Raw genomic sequence first — 20866 nt, 5'->3', positions numbered from 1 at the left:
CGTTCCTCACCGTTCGTCATCGTCGTGGTCGCCGTGGGCGGCGGCTTCGAGTTCGCTGAGCACCTGGTCCTCCACCAGCTCCGCGAATGCGGCCACCGTGCGCGAGACGAGGACGTCGCGGGGGGTGAGCGCGAGCGCGAAGGCGTCGTTGGCCCGGGAGGCGATCAGCAGGGCGCGCATGGAGTCGCCGCCGAGCAGGAAGAAGTCGTCCGTCACGCCGACCGCCGTCGCCAGGGTCTCGGCCCAGATGGCCGCCACCGCCTCCTCGGTGGGCGTGCGCGGTGCCAGGTGCTCGGCCGGCTCCGCCTCGGCGGGGGTGGGGTCGGGCAGCGCCGCCCGGTCGGTCTTGCCGTTCTCGGTGAGCGGGAACCGCTCCAGCACCGCGAACGCCGAGGGGACCATGTAGCCGGGCAGCGAGCGGGCGACCAGCGCGCGCAGCTCGGCGCCGCCCGGCTGCTCGGCGCCCGGGACGGCGAGCAGGTGGGCGACCAGGCGCGGCTGCCCCGTGTCGTCCTCGCGCACGCTCACCACCGCGTCCACGACGCCCGGGTGGCGCACCAGGGCGGCCTCCACCTCGCCCGCCTCGATGCGGTGGCCGCGCAGCTTGAGCTGGTGGTCGGTGCGGCCCAGGTAGTGCAGCTCGCCGTGGGCGTCGCGGCGCACCCGGTCGCCGGTGCGGTACATCCGGGTGCCCGGTGCGCCGAACGGGTCGGCGGTGAAGCGGGTGGCGGTCAGGCCCGGGCGGCCCAGGTAGCCGCGGGCCAGGGCCGCCCCGCTCAGCCACAGCTCCCCCGGCACGCCGTCGGGCACCGGGCGCAGCCGGGCGTCCAGCACGTAGGCGCGGGTGCCGGGCAGCGGGCGGCCGATCGGCGGCGCGGCGCCGTCGGCCAGCAGCGGCGCCGACCAGGTGGCGACCACGGTGGCCTCGGTGGGCCCGTAGGAGTTGACCATGCGGTGGTGCGGGGCCCAGCGGGCCACGAGTTCGGCGCCGCACGCCTCCGCGCCCACCACCAGGGTCTTCAGGGCGGGCAGCGTGCCCGCCGCCTCGGCCGCCACGGTGGCCAGCGCGGCCGGCGGCAGCAGGGTGTGGGTGATGCGCTCCTCCCGCAGCACCTGGGCGAGTTGGGCGCCGAGCAGCGGGCCGGGAGCCGGGATCACCAGGCGGGCGCCGTGCGGCAGCGACATGCACAGCTCCAGGACGCAGGCGTCGAAGCTGGGCGTGGCGAAGGCCAGCACCCGGTCCCCCGGGGCCACCTGGTAGTGCGCGGCCTCGGCCGCGGCGAAGGCCGCGAGCCCGCGGTGGGTGACCAGCACGCCCTTGGGGGTGCCGGTCGAGCCGGAGGTGTAGATCACGTAGGCCGGGTCGTCCAGGTCGAGCGGGCGCCGGCGGTCCGCGTCGGTGGGCCGGTGGTCGGGCACGCCCTGCGGTGCCGCGAGCAGCTCGGCGACCTCCTTGGCGTCCAGGGTCAGCGCGGGGCGGGCGTCCCGCAGCATCAGCTCGACCCGCTCGTCCGGGTAGCCCGGGTCGACGGGCAGGAAGGCGGCGCCCGCCTTCGCCACCGCCAGCTGGGCGAGCACCATGTCCGCCGAGCGCGGCAGCAGCAGGGCGACGAGGTCGCCGGGGCCCGCGCCGCGGGCGATCAGGCGGTGCGCCAGCCGGTTGGCGTGCCGCTCGGCCTCGGCGAAGGAGAGCTTTGGCCCGGCGCCGCTCAGCGCCACCGCGGCCGGCCACCGGTCGACCGCGGCCTCCACCAGCGCGGGCAGGGTGGCCGCGGGCGCCGGGGCGAGCGGCGGGCGCGCCGTGCCGCGCAGCAGGTGGGCCCGCTGCTCGGCGGGCAGCACGTCGAGGTCGTCCAGGCGCGCCGTGCCGTCGCCGGCGGCCAGGGCGGTCAGCGTGTGCAGCAGCTGGCCGGCCAGCGCTTCGGCGGTGGCCGGCTCGAAGCAGCGGGCGTCGTAGCCGAGTTCCACGCTGAGCCGGTCACCGGGGGAAATGACCACGGTCAGGGGGTAGTTGGTGGCCTCCCGGGCGTCCAGGTCGCGGATCCGCAGGCCGTGGGCGCCGGCCGTGGCGTCCCCGACCGGGTAGTTCTCGAAGACCACCAGGCTGTCGAAGAGCGGCGTCCCCGGGGGCACCTCGCCCAGCGCGTGGATCTCGCCCAGTGGCAGGTGGTCGAACCGGCGGTCCTCCGCGCGCGCCTGCTGCACCTCGCGCAGCCAGGCACCGCTGGCGGCCCGACCGTCGACGGTGACCCGCGCGGGCAGCGTGGTGATGAAGAGCCCCACGATGGTGTCGGCGCCGATCAGGTCGGTGGGCCGGCCGGAGACGGTGGTGCCGAAGCAGACCTGCGCCTCGCCGCTCCAGCGCGACAGCAGCAGTGCCCAGGCGCCCTGCACCAGGGTGTTGAGGGTCAGCCGGTGGCGGCGGGCGAACGCGGTGAGCCGGCCGGTGGCGGCCTCGTCGAGCTGCTGGGAGAGCCAGTCGGCGGAGCGGGCCGTGGTGTGCTGCTCGGGCCGGCGGTCGTAGGGCAGCGCGGTGGGCGCGCTCAGGCCCGCCAGCGTCTGGCGCCAGTGCTCGACCGCGCGGTCGGTGTCGCGGGCGGCCAGCCAGGCCGCGTAGTCGCCGAAGGGCCGGCGCTCGGGCAGGCTCGGCCGCTCGCCCCGCGCCAGCGCGGCATGGGCGGCCAGCACGTCGCCCAGGACGTGGAAGACGCTCCAGCCGTCCAGCAGGACGTGGTGGAAGGTCCACACCACCCGCACCGTCCGGGGCGCGAGCCGGACCAGGGCCAGGCGCAGCAGCGGGGCCTGCTGCAAGGTCAGTTCGGCCCGCTGGTCGGCGAAGAGCTTCGCCAGCTCGGCCTGGCAGCGCTCGGCCGGCAGCCCGCTCCAGTCGTGCTCGGTCACCGGCAGCTCCACCTGCCGGTGCACCACCTGCAGCGGCACCGGCACGCCGGTCAGCGCCACGGCGGTGCGCAGCACCGGGGTGCGGTCGACCACGTGCTGCCAGGCGGCGGCCAGCGCGGCCGGCTCGCCCACGCCGTCCAGCACGAAGGTGATCTGCTCGATGTAGAGGCCGCTGTCCGCCTCGTCCAGGCCGTGCACGACCATGCCGGTCTGGGTGGGGGTCAGCGGGTACACCTCCGCCACCTGCCGGCCGGTGCCGACCAGCCGGTCCACGCCTGCCTGGTCCAGCCGGGCGAGCGGGAAGTCGGAGGGGGTACGGCCGCCGGCCCCGGGTTCGGCGCAGTGCGCGACGATCGCCCGCAGCTCCTCGGCCAGTTCGGCCGCGAGCCGGGCCACGGTCTCGCGCCGGTGGACCTCGCCGGAGTAGGACCAGGTGAACTCCAGTCGCCCCTGGCTCACCTGCCCGAGCACGTCCAGCAGGTGCGGCCGCTGTGCCGAGCGGTCCATCCCGCCGGTGAGCGGGCCGTGCGGCCCGAGCAGCAGGCCGCCCGGGGTGGGGCTCCAGTCCTGGCGGCCCAGGTAGTTGAAGCCGATCTGCGGCAGCGCGGGCAGCTGCGGGCCGGGCGCGGGGTGCAGGTGGCGCAGCGCGCCGTGGCCCAGCCCGCCGCGCGGCACGGCCCGCAGGCTCTCCTTGACCGCCTTCAGCGCGCTGCCCAGGTCGGCCCGGCGGGGCACGTCCAGGGCGAGGGGGTACATCGTGGTGAACCAGCCCACCGTGCGGGCGAGGTCGACGTCGGCGAAGAGCTCCTCGCGGCCGTGGCCCTCCAGCGCCACCGCCACCCGGTCCCGCCCGGTCCAGCGGGCCAGCACCCGGCCCAGCGCGCACAGCAGCACGTCGTTGACCCGGGTGCGGTAGACCTCCGGCACCTCCTGGAGCAGCCGGCGGGTCTCCTCGGCGTCCAGGGCGACGGTCAGCGAGCGCTCGGTGGCGCCGGTGTTGGCGCCGGGCAGGTCCCGGGGAAGCTCGCCCGCGGTGTCGCGCCCGGTCTCCTGCCAGTGGGCGAGTTCGTCGTCGAAGCCGCCGGCCGCGGTGTGCGCGGCCAGCTTGTGGACCCAGGCGCGGAACGAGGTGCTCTTGGGCCCGAGGACGGGCCGCTCGCCCGCGCGCAGCGCCTGGTGGGCGCGCTCCAGGTCGGTGAGGATCAGCCGCCAGGAGACCGCGTCCACCACCAGGTGATGGGCCGCCAGCAGCAGGACCGGGGGCCGGTCCTGGCCCCGGCGGCAGAGCGCGGCACGCAGCAGCTCCCCTGCCGCCAGGTCGAATCCGTCGGCCAGCTCCTCGGTCAGCGCCGCCAGCCGTGCCTCGGCGTCCGCCTCGCCGGACAGGTCGTGCACCCGCAGGTCGGGGGCCGCGCCGGGGGCGCTGCCGTACTGGCGCCACTCCCCCTGGCCGGCCGCCTCGAAGCGCAGGCGCAGCGCGTCGTGGTGGTCCAGCACGGCGGCCAGCGCGGCGCGCAGCAGTGCCTCGTCCGGGTCGGCGGCGAGCTCGAAGGAGACCGCCTGGGTGAGGCGGGCCGGATCGCCGCCGAGGGTGTCGAAGAGCCAGTGCTGGACGGGGCCGAGCGGGACCTCGCCCACCACCGCGCCCTGCTCGGCGGCGACCGCCGCGACCGGCGCGTGCTCGGCGGCCAGCGCGAGTTCGGCCAGCGTCTGGTGGGCGAACAGGTGCCGGGGGGTGAGCGACAGGCCCGCGCGGCGGGCGGCCGAGACGATCTGGATGCCCAGGATCGAGTCCCCGCCGAGCGCGAAGTAGTTGTCGTCGGCGTGCACCTCGGGCACGCCCAGCACCTCGGACCAGATCGCGGCGAGCGTCTGCTCCGCGCCGGTGCGCGGCGCCCGCTCGCCGCCGCCGGCCGGGGCGGCCCAGCGCGGCTCGGGCAGCGCGCGCCGGTCGAGCTTGCCGGTGGCGCCCAGCGGCAGCCGCGCGAGCGGCACCACCACGGCGGGCACCAGGTGCTCGGGCAGCGTGCGGCCGAGGAAGGCGCGCCAGCCGGCGGCATCGGGCAGCTCGCCGTCGCGGGCGACCGCGTAGCCCACCAGGCGGCGGTGGCCCTCGTGCTCCACCACCCGGGCCGCGGCGGCCGACACCCGGGGGTGGCGGGCCAGCGCGGCCTCCACCTCGCCGAGTTCGATCCGGAAGCCGCGCACCTTCACCTGGTCGTCGCTGCGCCCGACGTAGACCAGGTCGCCCTCGGCGCTCCAGCGCACCAGGTCGCCGGTGCGGTACATCCGCTCGCCCGGCGCGCCGAACGGGTCGGCGACGAAGCGCTGCGCGGTCAGGCCCGGGCGGCGCAGGTAGCCGCGGGCCACGCCGGTGCCGGCCAGGAACAGCTCCCCGGGCGCGCCGACGGGCACCGGGCGCAGCCGCTCGTCCAGCACGTAGGCCCGGGCGCCGCCGACCGGCCGCCCGATCGGCGGGTCGCGGTCGGGGTCGGCGGGGTCGCAGGTGAAGGCGGTGGCGTAGACGGTGGCCTCGGTGGGGCCGTAGATGTTCAGCACCCGGCAGCCGGGGACCGCCGCGCGCACCTGGCGCACGGTCCGGGCGGGCAGGCCCTCGCCCGCCAGCACCACCGTCTCGGCGGTCAGTTGGAGGGCGTCCTCGGCCAGCAGCCGGCCCAGCGCCGAGGGCACCGCACTGAGCAGTCCGGCCCGCCACGGCTCGGGGCGCTCGGCCAGCGCCAGCAGGTCGCGGACGATCTCCACGCAGCCGCCCGAGAGCAGCGGCGCGAAGATCTCGAACACCGAGACGTCGAAGTTGAGCGAGGTGGCGGCCACCACGTGGGCCAGGCCCCGGCCGGCGAACTCGGCGGCGGCCCAGTCGGTCAGGGCCAGCACCGAGGCGTGGGCGACCACCACGCCCTTGGGGCGGCCGGTGGAGCCGGAGGTGTGGATCACGTAGGCGGGGTGCTCCGGCCGCAGGGCGGCCCGCCGCTCGTCGTCGCCGAGCGCGGCGCCCGAGGCGGCGGCCAGCTGCGCCGCGCACACGGGGTCGTCCAGCACGATCCGGGTGAACGTGCCCTGCGGCAGCCGCTCGGCGCCGGCGGTACTGGTGATGACGGCGTCGGGCCGCACGTCCTCGAAGAGGAACGCGATGCGCTCGGCCGGGTAGCCCGGGTCCACCGGCAGGTAGCCGGCGCCGCTGCCGAGGACGGCGAGCAGCGCCACGACCAGGTCGGCGGTGCGCGGCAGCGCGAGCGCGACGAAGCGCTCGGGCCCGGCGCCGGCGGCGATCAGCAGCCGGGCCAGCCGGTTGGCGCGCTCGGCCACCTCCCGGTAGGTCAGCGCCTGGTCGCCGCAGCGCACGGCCACCGCCTCGGGGGTGCGCGCGGCCTGGCGGGCGAAGGCCTCGGGCAGCGTGGCGTGCGGTGCTTCGGTCACCGTCCCGCCGAAGCGTCGCAGGAGTGCGCGGCCCTGCTCGGGCTCCAGCAGCGGCAGTTCGGCGAGCGGGCCGGTCAGGCCCGCGGCCATCGCCGCCAGCAGGGTGCGCAGGCTCGCCCCGATGCCCTCGACGGTGGCGGCGTCGAAGGCGGCCGGGTCGTAGTCGAGGTTGACGGTCAGGGCCTCGCCGGGGGCGACCACCACGCTGAGCGGGTAGCTGGTCGGCTCCACGTCGCGTTCCGACTCGACCGACAGGCCGTGCCGGGCCACCGCGTCCTCGTCGAACGGGTAGTTCTCGAAGACCACGATGCTGTCGAACAGGCTCGTCCCGCCGGGCACCTCGCTCCAGGACTGGAGCTGGGCGAGCGAGACGAAGTCGTGCCGCCTGGCCTCGGACTGGGCGGCCTGCAGCTCGCGCAGCCAGTCGAGCAGCGGGCGTTCGGCCGCGATCCGCACCCGGGTGGGCTGGGTGTTGATGAACAGGCCCACCATCGAGGTGACGCCCGCCAGTTCGGCGGGCCGGCCGGAGACGATGGTGCCGAACACCACGTCCTCGCCGCCGCCGTAGCGCGAGAGCAGCAGCGCCCAGGCGCCCTGCACGACGGTGTTGACGGTCAGCCCCGCCTGCTGGGCCTGCTCCCGCAGCCGCGCCGACAGCCCGCTCTCCAGCGTCACCCGCACCGAGGACGAGGAGGAGGCGCGGTGCGCCTCGGCGGGGCGCCGGTCGCGGGGCAGTTCGGTCGGGGCGAGGAAGCCGGCCAGGCTCTCGCGCCAGTACCGCTCGGCCGCGGCGGTGTCCTGAAGGGCCAGCCAGCGCAGGTAGTCGGCGAAGGGGGCGCGTTCGGGCAGCTGCGGGCGGCCTCCGGTGGTGAGGGCGGCGTAGCGCTCGCACACCTCGTCGAAGACCTGGGCCGCGCTCCACCCGTCGAGCAGCACGTGGTGGAAGGTCCACACCAGCCGCACCCGGGTCGGCGAGAGCCGGATCAGGGCCAGGCGCATCAGCGGCGCGGTGCCCAGGTCGATGCCCGACTCGCGGTCCTCGGCGAGCAGGCGGGCCGTCGCGCGTTCGACGTCCTCGCCCGGCTGCCCGCTCCAGTCGTGGTGCGTCACCGCGACGGTGGCCCGCGGCCGCACGATCTGCACCGGCTCGGCGCTCTCCTGCCAGGCCAGTTCGGTCCGCAGGATCGGGTTGGCGTCCGCGGTCCGCTGCCAGGCCTCGGCCAGCGCGCGCGGGTCGGTGACGCCGTTCAGCACCAGCTGCACCTGGTTGACGTAGGTGCGGCCGTGCGGGTCCAGCAGGCTGTGGAAGAGCATGCCCGCCTGCATCGGCGTCAGCGGGTAGAGGTCCGCCACCGCGCGGCCGTCGCCGACCAGCCGGTCCACGGCCGCCTGGTCGAGGCGGGCGAGCGGGAAGTCGGAGGGGGTGCGGCCGCCGGCCCCGGGCCGGGCGCAGTGGGCGACGATGCCCTCCAGCGCGTGCAGCATGCCCTCGGCGAGCGAGGCGACGGTCGTCTCGCGGTGCCGGGCGCTGCTGTAGTACCAGCCGATCTCCAGCTCGTCGTCCTCGACCCGGGCCACCACGTCCAGCAGGTGCGGGCGCGGCGTGCCGGGCGCCTCCGCGCCGCCCAGGCCGCCGGGGACGGCGCGGACCAGGGCGGCGCCGTCCCTGCCGTCTGCGGCCGCCTCCGCGGCCTCGGCGGCCCAGGCGAAGCGGCCCAGGTAGTTGAAGCTGATGCCGGGGGTCTTCGCACCGGCCAGGCTCTCCTCGCGGCCCAGGTAACGCAGCGCGCCGTAGCCCAGGCCCTGGTCCGGCACCGCCCGCAGCTGTTCCTTGACCGACTTCAGCGCGGTGTCCCAGTCCCCCTCGGGCAGCTGCAGGGCGACCGGGTAGAGGCTGGTGAACCAGCCCACCGTGCGGGAGAGGTCGACGTCCTCGAACAGGTGGTCGGCGCGGCCGTGCCCCTCCAGGCCGACCGCCACGGTGCGCCGCCCGGTCCACCGGGCCAGCACCTGGCCGAGGGCGGTGAGCAGCACGTCGTCGATCCGGGTGCGGTAGACCCCGGGCACCTGGCGCAGCAGCGCGTCGGTGCGCTCGCGGTCCAGCCGGACCGTCACCACCCGGGTCTCGGCGATGGTGTTCGGGCCCTCGCCGTCCTGCGGCAGCGGGACGGCGCACTGGCGGGCGACCGCCTCCCAGTGGGCGCGCTGGTCCGCGAAGCCGCCGCCGGCGAGGTGCGCGCGCAGCCGGCGCGTCCACTCGCGCACCGAGGTGGTGCGGGCGGGCAGGCGCAGCGGGCGGCCTTCGGCGGCCTGCCGGTAGGCGGTCTCCAGGTCCTCCAGCAGCACCCGCCAGGAGACGCCGTCGACCACCAGGTGGTGCACCGCCAGCAGCAGCCGGGCCGGGCGGGCGCCGCCAGCGGTGAAGAGCCGGGCGGTGAGCAGCGGGCGGGCGTCCAGGCGGAACGACGCGTGCGCCGCCGCCGTCAGCTCGGCCTCGGCCCGCTCGGCCGCCGCCTCGTCCAGGCCGCCGAGGTCGCAGACCTCCAGCAGCTCGGGCGCGGGGGCCTCGGCGGGGGCGCAGTCCTGCTGCCAGGCGCCGTCCTGCCCGGTGCCGAACGATGAGCGCAGGGCGTCGTGGTGGACCCACAGGGCCGTCAGGGCGCGGCGCAGCAGGGCCGGGTCGGTCCCGGCGGGCACCTGCAGCACGAGGGACTGGTTGAAGAAGTCGGCGTGCGCGGGGCGGGGGTCGAGGAACCAGTGCTGGATGGGGGTGAGCCCGACCTCGCCGTGCACCGGTTCGGTGCCCGCGACGGCGACGGCGCTACCGGCGGAGGCGGCCAGCGCCGCGATGGTGGGCCGCCGGAACAGGTCGCGCGGGCTCAGCGCGATCCCGGCGGCACGCGCGCGGGAGACGACCTGGATGCTGAGGATCGAATCGCCGCCCAGCATGAAGAAGTTGTCGTCGACGCCGACCCGCGCCACGCCCAGCAGCTCGGCCCAGAGGTCGGCCAGCACCCGCTCGGTCCCGGTGCGCGGGGCGCGGTAGGCGCTGTCGCCGGCCGCCGACCAGTCGGGGGCGGGCAGCCGCCGCCGGTCCACCTTGCCGTTGGCCGTCAGCGGCAGCGCCGGCACCGCGACGAAGGCGGCGGGCAGCATGTAGTCGGGCAGCTCGGCCGCCAGATGGGCGCGCAGCACGGCGGCGGACGGCAGCTCGGCGCCGGCGGCCGGGAGCAGGTGAGCGGTCAGGCGCTTGCGCCCGGCGTCCTGGTGGAGCGAGACGACGGCTTCGGCGACGTCCGGGTGGGCGGTCAGCCGTGCCTCGATCTCGGCGGGTTCGATCCGGAAGCCGCGGATCTTGATCTGGTCGTCGGCGCGGCCCACGAAGTGCAGTTCGCCGTCCTCGCTCCAGCGCGCGGTGTCGCCGGTGCGGTACATCCGGCTCCCGGGCGGCCCGAAGGGGTCGGCCAGGTAGCGGGCCGCACTCTCGCCGGGCCGTCCCGCGTAGCCCCGTGCCAGCCCGGCCCCGGCGATGTACAACGCCCCTGCGATGCCCGGTGGTTGCGGCTGCAGCGTGTCGTCCAGCACGTACGCCCGGGTGTTGTCCAGCGGGCGCCCGATCGGCAGCACGGCGGGCAGCGCGTCACCGGCGCGGTAGGCCCGGCGGGTGGCGAAGGTGGTGGTCTCGGTCGGGCCGTAGCCGTCCACCACGGTCAGGCCGGGGCAGGCGTCCAGCACCCGGCGCACCACCGCGCCCGGCACGGCCTCGCCGCCGGTCCACACCTCGCGGGCGCCGCGCAGGCAGCCCGGGTCCTCCTGGGCGAGCAGGCGCAGCAGGCCGACGGTCAGCCACAGGCAGCGCACGCCCTGGTCCGTGATGGCGCGCCGGACCTGCTCGGCGTCCAGCTCCACCGGCGGCAGCAGCACGGCCGTGCCGCCGCGCAGCAGCGGCACCCAGACCTCGTAGGTGGCGGCGTCGAAGGCGTGCGGGGAGTGCACCAGCACCCGGTCGTGGCCGGCGAAGGAGCGGTCCAGGGCGAGCGCGGCCACGTCGCGCTGGCGCACCGCGACGCCCTTGGGGGTGCCGGTGGAGCCGGAGGTGAACATCAGGTACTGCACGTTGTCGGGGTGGACGGCGGGGGCGGGCAGCGCGCCGGCCGGCTCGGGCCCGGCCGCGGCGCCCGCCGCGTCGAGCAGCAGCACTCCCCCCTCCGGGTCCAGCTCGCGGGCCGTCCGCTCCCACGGCTCGTCGGTGAGCAGCAACCCGGCGCCGGCCTGGTCCAGCATCCGGCGCAGCCGCTCGCGCGGGGCCCGGCCGTCCAGCGGCAGGTAGACCGCGCCGGTGCGGGCCAGGGCCAGTTGGGCGACGACCAGCCCGACGCAGCGGTCCATCAGCACGCCGACCGGGCTCTCCACCCGGGCGCCGAGCGCGAGCAGCCGCCGGGCCAGCGCCTCGGCGCGGTCGTCGAGTTCGCGGTAGCTCAGGCGCTGCCGGCCGGCCTCCAGCGCGACGGCCTCGGGCGTGCGGCGCACCTGCTCGGCGAAGAGCTCGGCGACGCTGCGCTCGGGCAGCTCGGTCCCGGTGTCGTTCCACCCGTGGAGCACCTGGGCGCGCGCCTCGGCGGTCAGCAACGGCACGTTCTTGGGCGCAAGTTGAGCGTTCTCGGGCATGCCGCCCAGCAGCACCGTGAGGTGGCCGGCCAGCCGTCGCACGGTGGCGGCGTCGAACAGCTCCGGGTCGTAGCACAGCCGCAGCGCCAGCTCCGGCCCCGGATAGGCCACCAGGCTCAGCGGGTAGTTGGTGGTCTCGATGCCGTCCAGCTCGCTCAGGGCGAGCCCGTGCGCGGCGGCGAGGTCCCCGTCCACCGGGTAGTTCTCGAACACCACGATGCTGTCGAACAGGGCGACCCGCTCGGGGAGTTCGGTGAAGCCACGGATCCGGGTGAGCGGGACGAAGTCGAAGCGGCGGTCCTCGCTCTGCTCGCGCTGCAGGGTGCGCAGCCAGTCGAGCAGGGTGCCCTCGCCCGGCACCGCGACCCGGGTGGGCAGCGTGGTGATGAACAGGCCGGTCATCGCCTCGGCGCCGGGCAGCTCGTCCGGACGGCCCGAGACGGTGGTGCCGAACACCACCTCGTCCCGGCCCGCCTGACGGCCCAGCAGCAGCGCCCAGGCGCCCTGGACCAGGGTGTTCAGCGTGAGGCCGGAGCGCTTGGCGAGCTGCTCCAGCGCCCGGGTGCCGGCCGCCGGCAGCGTGACCCTCACCGCCTGGGTGGACTCCGCGCGGTGGCTGTGGCGCGGCTCGCGGTCGAAGGGCAGCGCGGTGGCCTCGGTCAGGCCGGCCAGGCGCTGCTGCCAGTGCCGCTCGGCCCGCGCCCAGTCGCGCTCGCGCAGCCAGGCCACGTAATCACCGTACGGGCGGCGCTCGGGCAGGGCAGCCGCCCCGGGCAGCGCCGCGTGGGCGGCGAAGACGTCGGAGAGCACCTGGAACAGGCTCCAGCCGTCCAGCACCAGGTGGTGGAAGGACCACACCACCCGCACGCCGCGCTCGCCGGTCCGGGCGAGCACCAGGCGCTGCAGCGGGGCCTGCGCCAGGTCGATGCCGCGCGCCCGGTCGCGGTCCAGCAGCTCGGCCAGCCGGGCGCCCCGCTCGTCCTCGGACAGCTCGCGCCAGTCCAGGTGGGTGACCGGCAGCGGCGCCCGGCGCTGCACCACCAGCAGCGGCTCGGGCACGTCCTGCCAGCGGACGCGGGCGCGCAGCACCTCGGTGCGGTCGCTGACCTGCTGCCAGGCCGCGGCCAGCGCGTGCGGGTCGCCGACGCCGTCCAGGACGAAGGTCAGCTGCTGGAAGTAGACGCCGCTGTCCTCCTGGGCCAGGCCGTGGAAGAGCATGCCGGACTGGGTCGGTGTCAGCGGGTAGAGGTCCGCCACCGCGCCCGGGTCGTCCGCCGTGATCCGGTCCACCGCGGCCTGGTCGAGCCGGGCGAGCGGGAAGTCGGACGGGGTGCGCCCGCCCGTGCCCGGCTGCGCGGCGTACCCGGCCAGGTCGGCCAGCGCCTCGGCGAACCGTGCGGCCAGCGCCTCGACGGTGGCCTGCCGGTGCAGCTGCTCGGAGTAGAACCAGGTGAACTCCAGCGCGTCACCGTCCAGGTGGCCGACCACCTCCAGGGCGTGCGGACGGACCGTCAGCGGGTCGGCGTCCAGCTCCAGCGGCCGGAAGGTGCCGCGGAACAGCCCCGCGGGGTCCGCACCGAACCCGAGGCGCCCCAGGTAGTTGAAGCTGATCCGGGCGGGCGCGACTCTGGGCGCCGACTCCGGCCGGCCCAGCCGCAGCTGGGCCTCGAAGCCCAGGCCGTGCCGCGGGACGGCGCGCAGCTGCTCCTTGACCTGCTTGAGGACGGCGTCCCACTGCGCGTGCTCGGGCACGGCCAGGGCGACGGGGTGGCGGGTGGTGAACCAGCCGACCGTGCGGCTGAGGTCGAGGTCGGGGAAGAGTTCCTCCCGGCCGTGCCCCTCGACGTCCACCACCACCGTCTGCGGCCCGTCGGCGGCGCACAGCGCCCGGCCCAGCGCGCTGAGCAGCACGTCGTTGACCTGGGTGCGGTAGGTGTCGGGCAGGGTGCGCAGCAGGACGGCGGTGTCGGCGGGGCTGAGCCGCACGGTCACCGAGCGGGCCGAGGCGTAGGTGTCGGCACCGTCCAGGTCCGTCGGCAGGGGCGCGATCGCCTCGGGGACGGCCTGCTCCCAGTAGGCCCGCTCGTCCGCGAAGCCGCCCTCGGCCGCGTGGTCCGCCAGCCGCCGGGCCCAGTGCCGCAGCGGCGAGGACTTCGCGGGCAGCGCCGCCGCACCGTCGCGGCCCGCGCGACGGGCGCGGTAGGCGGTCTCCAGGTCCTCCAGCAGCACCCGCCAGGAGACGCCGTCGACCACCAGGTGGTGCACCGCCAGGTGCAGGACCGGCGCGCGGCCGGCGCCCCGCTCGTGCAGCACGGCGCGCAGCAGCGGGCCGTGCTCCAGGTCGAAGGGGCCGAAGTGCGGGGTGTCGGTGTCGGGGCCGGTGTGGCGCGGCAGGGCGATCCGGGGCGCCCGGTCCTCGATCCGCCACCGCACACCGTCGGCACCGCGGTCGGCTCGCGGCTGCGCGTCGGCGGCGGGCGGGGCGTCGTTCGAAAAGGCGGGCGGGACGTCGTTCGGGAAGGCGGAGCGCAGCGCGTCGTGGTGGGCGAGCAGGTCGTTCAGCGCCTCCTCCAGGGCCGCCGGCTCCACCTCCTCGGGCAGTCGCAAGGAGAGCGCCTGGGCGAAGTGGCCGGCCCGGCCAGCGGCGTTGTCGAACCACCAGCGCTGGATGGGGGTCAGCGGGCTCGGTCCGCCGGCGGCCACCACGGCGGCAGCGGCCGGCTGCCGGCTGCCCGCCGCCTCCGCGCACCGGGCGAGGGCGGCGAGCGTCTGGTGGCGGTAGAGGTCCCGGGAGGTCACCTGCAGGCCCGCCTGCCGGGCGCGGGCCACCACCTGGATGCTCAGGATCGAGTCGCCGCCGAGTTCGAAGAAGTTGTCGTCCGCGCCGACCCGTTCCAGCTGCAGGATCTCGGCCCAGATGGTGCTGAAGGCCTGCTCGGTGGGGGTGCGGGGGGCGACGTGCCGCACGGTGCGCACGGCCGGTCCCGGGTCGGGCAGCCGGCCGCGGTCCAGGGCGCCGCCGGCGTCGAGCGGCAGCGCGGGCAGCACCACGACGGTGCCGGGGACCAGGTGGTCGGGCAGGGTGCGCCCCAGCGCCCGGCGCACGCTCTCGGGGTCGAGGACGCTCTGCGGGGCCGGGACGACGTAGCCGACCAGGCGCCTGCCGGCCTCGTCGGCCAGCACGGCGGCAGCCGCCTGCGCCACGCCCGCACACCCGCGCAGCGCCTGCTCCACCTCGCCGAGGTCGATGCCGAGGCCGCGGACCCGGGCCTGCCGGTCGGCCCGGCCGACGTACTCCAGTCCGCGCCCGGGGGTCCAGCGCGCCAGCTCCCCGGTGCGGTGCATGAGCGCCCCGGGGCGGCCGAACGGGTCGGCGACGAAGCGGGCGGCGGTCGGGCCGGGCCGGTCGCCCTCCGCGGGTGTGCCGCCAGCGATGTACAACTCGCCGACCACGCCCGGCGGTTGCGGGCGCAGTGCGCCGTCCAGCAGATAGAACCCGGCGCCGCCGGCGACCAGCCGGGCGAGCTCCGCGGGCAGGCCCTCGACCGGCCGGTCCGGCCCGTCGGGTGCGGGCGGATTCCAGGCGTCGAGCAGCGCGCGCTGCTCCTCCTCGGTGAGCATGGGCAGTTCGGCCAGCGTGCGCTGCGGGCCCTGCGCCATGCCCGCCAGCAGGCGGTGCAGGTGCAGGGTCATCCGGGCCACGGTCGGCGCGTCGAACAGGTCGGTGTTGTACTCGGCCGTCAGCGTGCAGCCACCGGTGGCGTCCGGGGCGAACTCCAGCACCAGGTCGAAGCGGGCCGCCGGGCGCGGCAGCGGGTGCTCCTCGAAGTGCAGGCCGCCGGCGGGCGGCAGGGCGGCGGCGGTGGCCTGCTGGACCACGAGCACCTGCACCAGCGGGGTGCGGCTGGGGTCCCGGGGCGGGGCCAGCTCCTCGACCACCCGGTCGAAGGGCACCGCGGCGTGCACGAAGGCGTCCAGCACGGTCGTGCGCATGGTCTCGACGAAGCGGTCGACGGTGGCCGCCTGGTCCACCTCGCCGCGCAGCACGACCGTGTTGGCGAAGAAGCCCGTCACCTCCTCCAGTTCGCGGCGCTCGCGCCCGTTGGTGACGGTCCCGAACGCCACGTCGCGCTGACCCGACCAGCGCGCGAAGAGCAGCGCGCAGCCCCCGGCCAGCAGGGTGAAGAGGGTCGCGCCGCGCCCGGTGGCGAGCCCGCGCAGTTGGTCCACCAGCTGCGCCGGCAGGTGGTGGCGGTGCGCGGCGCCCGCGGTGGTGCGCAGCTCGGGCCTGGGCCGGTCGGTGGGCAGCTGCAGGGGTTCCAGGCCCGCCAGCGAGCGCTTCCAGTAGGCGAGGTCCGCGGCGTCCTCGGCCCGGTCCCGCCGGTGCTCCCACAGGGCGAAGTCGGGGTACTGCAGGCCGGGGGCGGGCAGGCCGTCCGGCTCGCCCAGGGCCTCGGCGCGGTAGAGCGCGGCCAGCTCACGGGTGAGGACGCCCACCGACCAGCCGTCGGTGATGATGTGGTGCTGCCCGAGCAGCAGCAGGTGCTCCTCGGCGGCCAGACGCAGCAGCAGCGCCCGGGCGAGCGGTCCGGTGGCCAGGTCGTAGCGGCGGCCCAGCTCCTCGGTCAGCAGCCGGTCGGCCTCCTCGGCCCGCTGCGGCGGGGGCAGCTCGGCGAGATCGGCCGTGCGCAGCGGCAGCGTGCCCGTCCCGGCGATCCGCTGCACGCCCTGCCCCTCGACGGTGGCGAAGGTGGTGCGCAGCGAGTCGTGACGGGCGGTCAGGCGCTGCAGGGCGCGGCGCAGCGCCTCGGGGTCCAGCGTGCCGCGCAGCCGCAGCACCACGCCGGTGTTGTACTCCGTGCTGCCGGCGCTCAGGTCGTCGAGGAACCACAGCCGCCGCTGGGCGCCGGACAGCGGCAGCGGGTGCTCGCGCGGGGCGGGCGGGATCGGCTCCGGCGGTGCGGCGACCTGCCGCCCGTCCAGCAGCGGGGCGAGCGCGGCGACGGAGCGCGCGGTGAAGAGGTCGCGCAGGGTGAGCCGGGTGCCGAGCTCCGCCCGGATGTGGGCCAGGACCTTGGCGGCGAGGATCGAGTCGCCGCCCAGCTCGAAGAAGTCGTCGTCCGCCCCGACGGCGTCGACGCCCAGCGCCCGCGCCCAGATGGCGGCCAGGGCGCGCTCGGGCGCGGTGCGCGGCGCCAGCCGGCCGGTCGCGGCGGGGCGGGCGGGGGCGGGCAGCGCCTGCCGGTCGATCTTGTGCTGCGCGGTGAGCGGCAGGGTCGCGAGGACGACGAGGGCGGCGGGCACCAGGTGGGCGGGCAGCGCGGCGGCCAGGGCCGCCCGCAGCGCCCCGGGCTCGGGGGCCGCCGTGGGTTCGGCGGGGGTGACGTAGCCGACCAGCCGCTGCTGGCCGGGCTCGTCCTCGCGGACCACGACGACGGCCTCGGCCACCCCGGGCTGCTCGCGCAGCGCCGCCTCCACCTCCCCGGGCTCGATCCGGAAGCCGCGGAGCTTGACCTGCCGGTCGAGCCGGCCCAGGTACTCCAGCTCCCCCTCGGCGCTCCAGCGGGCCCGGTCGCCGGTGCGGTAGAGCCGCGCGCCGGGGGTGCCGAAGGGGTCGGCGACGAAGCGCGCGGCGCTCAGGCCGGCGCGGCCCAGGTAGCCGCGCGCCACCGCATCGCCACCTACGTACAACTCGCCGTCCACGCCCGGAAGTTGTGGCTTCATCGCGGCGTCGAGGACGTACAGCCGGGTGTGCGGCAGTGCGCTGCCGATGGTCGGCGTGCCGGTGCCGGCCGACAGCGGCCCGGTCCAGCTGGCGACGATGGTGGTCTCGGTGGGGCCGTACGAGTTGATCATGCGTCGGCCGGGCGCCCAGCGGTCCACCAGCGCGGCCGGGCAGGCCTCGGCGCCCACGATCAGCGTGCGCAGGTGCGGCGCGGTGCCGTCGGCCGGGGCGGGGAGGGTGGCCAGCGCCGCGGGCGGGATGAGGGCGTGGGTGATCCGGTGCTCGTCCAGCACGGCGGCGAGCTCCTCGCCGAGCCAGGGGCCGTCCGGCGGGACCACCAGCGTGGCGCCGGACAGCACCGAGATGAACAGCTCCAGCACCGAGGCGTCGAAGCTGGGCGAGGAGAACTGCAGCACGCGGTCCCCGGGCCCCACCGCGTAGCGCTCGGCGGCGGCCGCGGTGAAGCCGCCGATGCCGCGGTGGGTGACCACCACGCCCTTGGGGCGGCCGGTGGAGCCCGAGGTGTAGATCACGTAGGCGGCGTGGTCGGCGTCAGCCTCGGGCCGGGCAACGGCGGCACCGTCGCCCGTCGCCCGGTCCGCCGCCAGGATCTCGCGTACCCGGGCCGGGTCGTCCAGGGTCACCGCGGGAGCCGCATCGGTGAGCATCAGCTCCCGCCGCTCGGCGGGGTAGGCCGGGTCCACCGGCAGGAAGGCGGCGCCGGCCCGCGCGACGGCCAGCTCCGCCGCGATCAGCTCCATCGAGCGGGGCAGCACGAGCGCCACCGTCCGGTCCGGCCCGGCCCCCTGCCGCACCAGGTGGTCGGCCAGCCGGTCGGCCCGGGCCGCCAGGTCGCGGTAGCTCCAGGTGCGCCGGCCGTCGGTGACCGCGGGCGCGTGCGGGGTGCGGGCGACCCAGGCGGCGAACAGCGCACCGAGTGTCCGGTGCCCCGGCAGCGGGGCCGGGCCGCCGGCGGACGGCTCGGCACAACCGCCGGCCAGCGGCGAGCTGGGCGCGGCTACGGGCTGGTCGGGCTGGTCGGCCATGCGTGAAGTCCTTCTGGCTCGGGGGGAGGCGTGCGCGAGCGAGGGCGGGCGAACGGCCCGCAGACCCACGGGCGGTGCCGGTGGGTGTGCGGGCGCGCCCGGCCACGGCCCGGCACTGCGGGTCGGCAGGGGGGCGGGGCGGGTCGGCTCAGGCGGGGCCGATGCGGCGCGCGGTGCGCCCGGATATCTGGACCCGGTCGATCGCCCCGGTGGCGGGGTCGCGGTGGAACCGTCCGCCGGGCTCGGGGCGGCCGGTGTCCGGGTCGACCAGATCGCAGGACAGATCCGGGTAACAGCGCAGCGGGATCGCCAGGTCGCCGTCGACCGAGAGCGTCGGCGAGCCGTCGGGCTCCAGCGCGACGCGGTAGCGGATGCCGCCGTTGGCGTAGGTGCCCGCGCACTCGGGCAGGGCGACGGGGGCGCTCTGGGCCGCGGTGGCGCGCTGGGCCACGGGCGCCATCGCGGCGGGCACCCGGATCCCGGTGAGGAGGGCCAGTTCCTCGGCGAGGTCGCGCCAGAGGGCGGTGGCGGCGCCCGCGTTGCCGGTGAAGGCGACCACCACGCCGCTGTCCGGTTCGACCCGCAGGTGGCAGGAGGTGCCCTGGGCGTTGCCGTCGTGGCCGCACCAGAGCAGCCCGTCCTGCCGGAAGAGGGCCGGTCCCAGGCCCCAGCCGTCCGCCAGCGCGCCCGGCCGGGCAGCGGGCTGCGGGCTGCGCATCGCCAGCGCGACGTCCTTCGGCAGCAGCTCGCTGCGGCCGGCCAGGGCACGGCCGAGGGCGGCGAGGTCGGTGGCACTCGCCAGCAGGGCGCCTGCCGGGGCCTCCAGCGGCGCCAGGTTCTGCCGTACCGGACGGACCCGGCCGGTGGCGGTGTTGACGGCGTGGCCGGCGGCGACCGGCCGGGCGGCGGCCGGGTCGCCGAGCAACGCGGGCACGGTGCCCAGGGGTTCCAGGAGCAGGGTGCGCACGGCCTCGTGCCACGGCATGCCGGTCACCTCCTCCACCAGCCGGCCGGCGGCGACATAGCCGGCGTTGGAGTAGGAGAAGTCGGTCCCGGGCGGGAAGAGCGCGTCCTGGGCGGTGCACACGGCCGCCAGGTAGTGCGCGGGCGTGGTCCGCCCCGCGGTGTCGGAGTCGGGGCCGGTCGGCAGGCCGCCGGTGTGGCTCAGCAACTGCCGGATCGTTACTGCGGGCAGCTGTCGCAGCTCGGGCAGGTGCTCCGCGACGAGGTCCTCCGGGTCGAGGTCGCCGTCGTCGGCCAGGAGCATCACCAGGGCCGCCGTGTAGGGCTTGGTGAGCGAGCCGAGCGGCACGGCGGTGTCCGCGGTGACGGGCGCACCGGTGGCGGCGTCGGCCGTGCCGGTGTGCAGCGCGATGACCTGCGAGCCGGTGTCCAGGACGAGTTGGGCACCGGGGACGCGGTGCTCGCGGGCCAGGGCGTCGAGCCGCTCCTGCAGCTCTCGCGGTAACAGGAACGGCGCGCGCTCGCGGACCGGGGCGGTGGTGGAGTACAGCATGAGAAGGGGGCTCCCGTGGACTGGGTCTCATGTGCGGGCGTGGCGGCCGGGCGCGGGTGAGCGCGCGGGGCGGCCGGGGCGCGGGTGCGCCGGACCTACCGTCTGACGACCTCGACCGGCAACCGGCGCACGCCGAGGATGACGGCCGGGTTCTGGTAGGCGACGTCCTCGTGGCTGGGGATCGTGAGCGCGCGGAACCGGGTCTGCAGCATCCGCAGGGCGATGTCCGCCTCCAGCCGGGCCAGCGGGGCGCCGAAACAGAAGTGGATGCCGTGGCCGAAGGTCAGGTGGGGATTGGGGTGGCGCCTCACGTCGAAGACGTCCGGGCGCTCGAAGCGGGCCGGATCGCGGTTGGCGGCGCCCAGGTGCGCCATCAGCAGGGTGTCGGCGGGTAGTTCGTGCCCGCCGAGGACCACCGGACGGGTGGTGCGGCGCCCCAGCTCGGGGAAGGGCGGCAGCCAGCGCAGCACCTCCTCGACGGCCTGCGGCAGCAGGCCGGGGTCGGCGCGCAGCGCGGCGTCGACCCCGGGCTGCCGGTCGAAGGTCACCACGGCATTGCCCAGCAGCGCGGTCGTGGTGACGTGCCCGGCGACCAGCAGCAGGGCCACGAAGCCGACCATCTGTTCGTCCGTCAGGCGGACCCCGTTCACCTCGGCGGCGATCAGCCTGCTGGTGAGGTCCTCGCCCGGATCGGCGCGGCGGTTGCGGATGTGCTGCAGGACGTAGCCGTTCATCTCCCGGACGGTGGGGGCGATGGCTTCCAGGGCCCGTTCGAGGTCGGCCATGTCGGGGGCCTCGCCGAGCTGGTCGCCGCCGAACAGGACGCTCGCCCACTCCTGGAAGAGCAGGTGCTCGCCGGCCGGGACGCCGAGCAGTTCGGCGATGACGATGATGGGCAGCGGATAGGCCAGCGCGTCGACCAGGTCGAAGCGGTCGTGGTCCGCGACGGCGTCCAGCAGCTGCGCGCAGACGGCCTCGATGCGCGGCGCCAGCCCCTGCACGACCCGCGGGGTGAACGCCTGGCTCACCAGCGTCCGCAGGGTGCGGTGCTGCGGCGGGTCCATCCCGACGAAGTTGCCCTGCCGGAAGGTCTCGAAGTCCTCCTGGGTGGGAGCGAGGGAGGAGAGGTCCGAGGAGTACGTGACCGGGTCGGCGAGCACGGCGGACACACCCTCGTGGTCCAGGACCTGCCAGACGTCCTGGCTCTCCTCGTAACGCACCGGCCCGGTCTCGCGCAATTTCCGCCAGCGCTCGGGTATGTCCTCCAAACCTACTGAGGAGTACCGTATCTGATGGTCAGTCAAGTCTTCTCCTTGAGCACGGCTCCGATCGGAAGCCGGGGCCGGGCGGGGCAACGCGGGCAGGGCACGGCGAACCGCACCGCGCCGGAGCGCACGAGGCGTCCGAACGAGGCGGGTGCGACCCAGGCAACGCCCCCAGGGCAGGGGCGAACGGCCCGATGCCGTCGGCCTGTTGTCGAGGCAGAACAGCACGCGGCAGAGCAGCGCGCAGCGGCGCAGGACGCAGCAAACCCCCCAGCATCTCTCCCCTGGCACCACCGGCGAACCCGCC

3 protein-coding genes are annotated in these 20866 nt (G+C 76.6%); all 3 read right to left on the bottom strand.

All coding sequences use genetic code 11. The features are described from left to right. Positions 1-6 precede the first annotated feature (6 nt). Positions 7-17778 carry a non-ribosomal peptide synthase/polyketide synthase gene (locus OG500_RS37015; RefSeq protein WP_329586984.1) on the bottom strand — a complete coding sequence of 5924 codons (17772 nt, stop codon included), beginning with the start codon at positions 17776-17778 and terminating at the stop codon, positions 7-9. 148 nt (positions 17779-17926) lie between these two features. Further along, on the bottom strand, positions 17927-19294 hold the full coding sequence (locus OG500_RS37010; protein WP_329586981.1) for a serine hydrolase domain-containing protein: 1368 nt from the start codon (positions 19292-19294) through the stop codon (positions 17927-17929). A gap of 95 nt (positions 19295-19389) precedes the next feature. Further along, the gene (locus OG500_RS37005; protein WP_329586978.1) at positions 19390-20598 is read right to left on the bottom strand and encodes a cytochrome P450; all 1209 of its coding nucleotides are present in this window, start codon (positions 20596-20598) and stop codon (positions 19390-19392) included. Positions 20599-20866: the final 268 nt, after the last annotated feature.

The sequence above is a fragment of the Kitasatospora sp. NBC_01250 genome, assembly GCF_036226465.1.
GTDB lineage: Bacteria > Actinomycetota > Actinomycetes > Streptomycetales > Streptomycetaceae > Kitasatospora.
The sequence above is the reverse complement of the archived record's forward strand: the minus strand, read 5'-3'. Positions and strand labels throughout refer to the sequence as shown.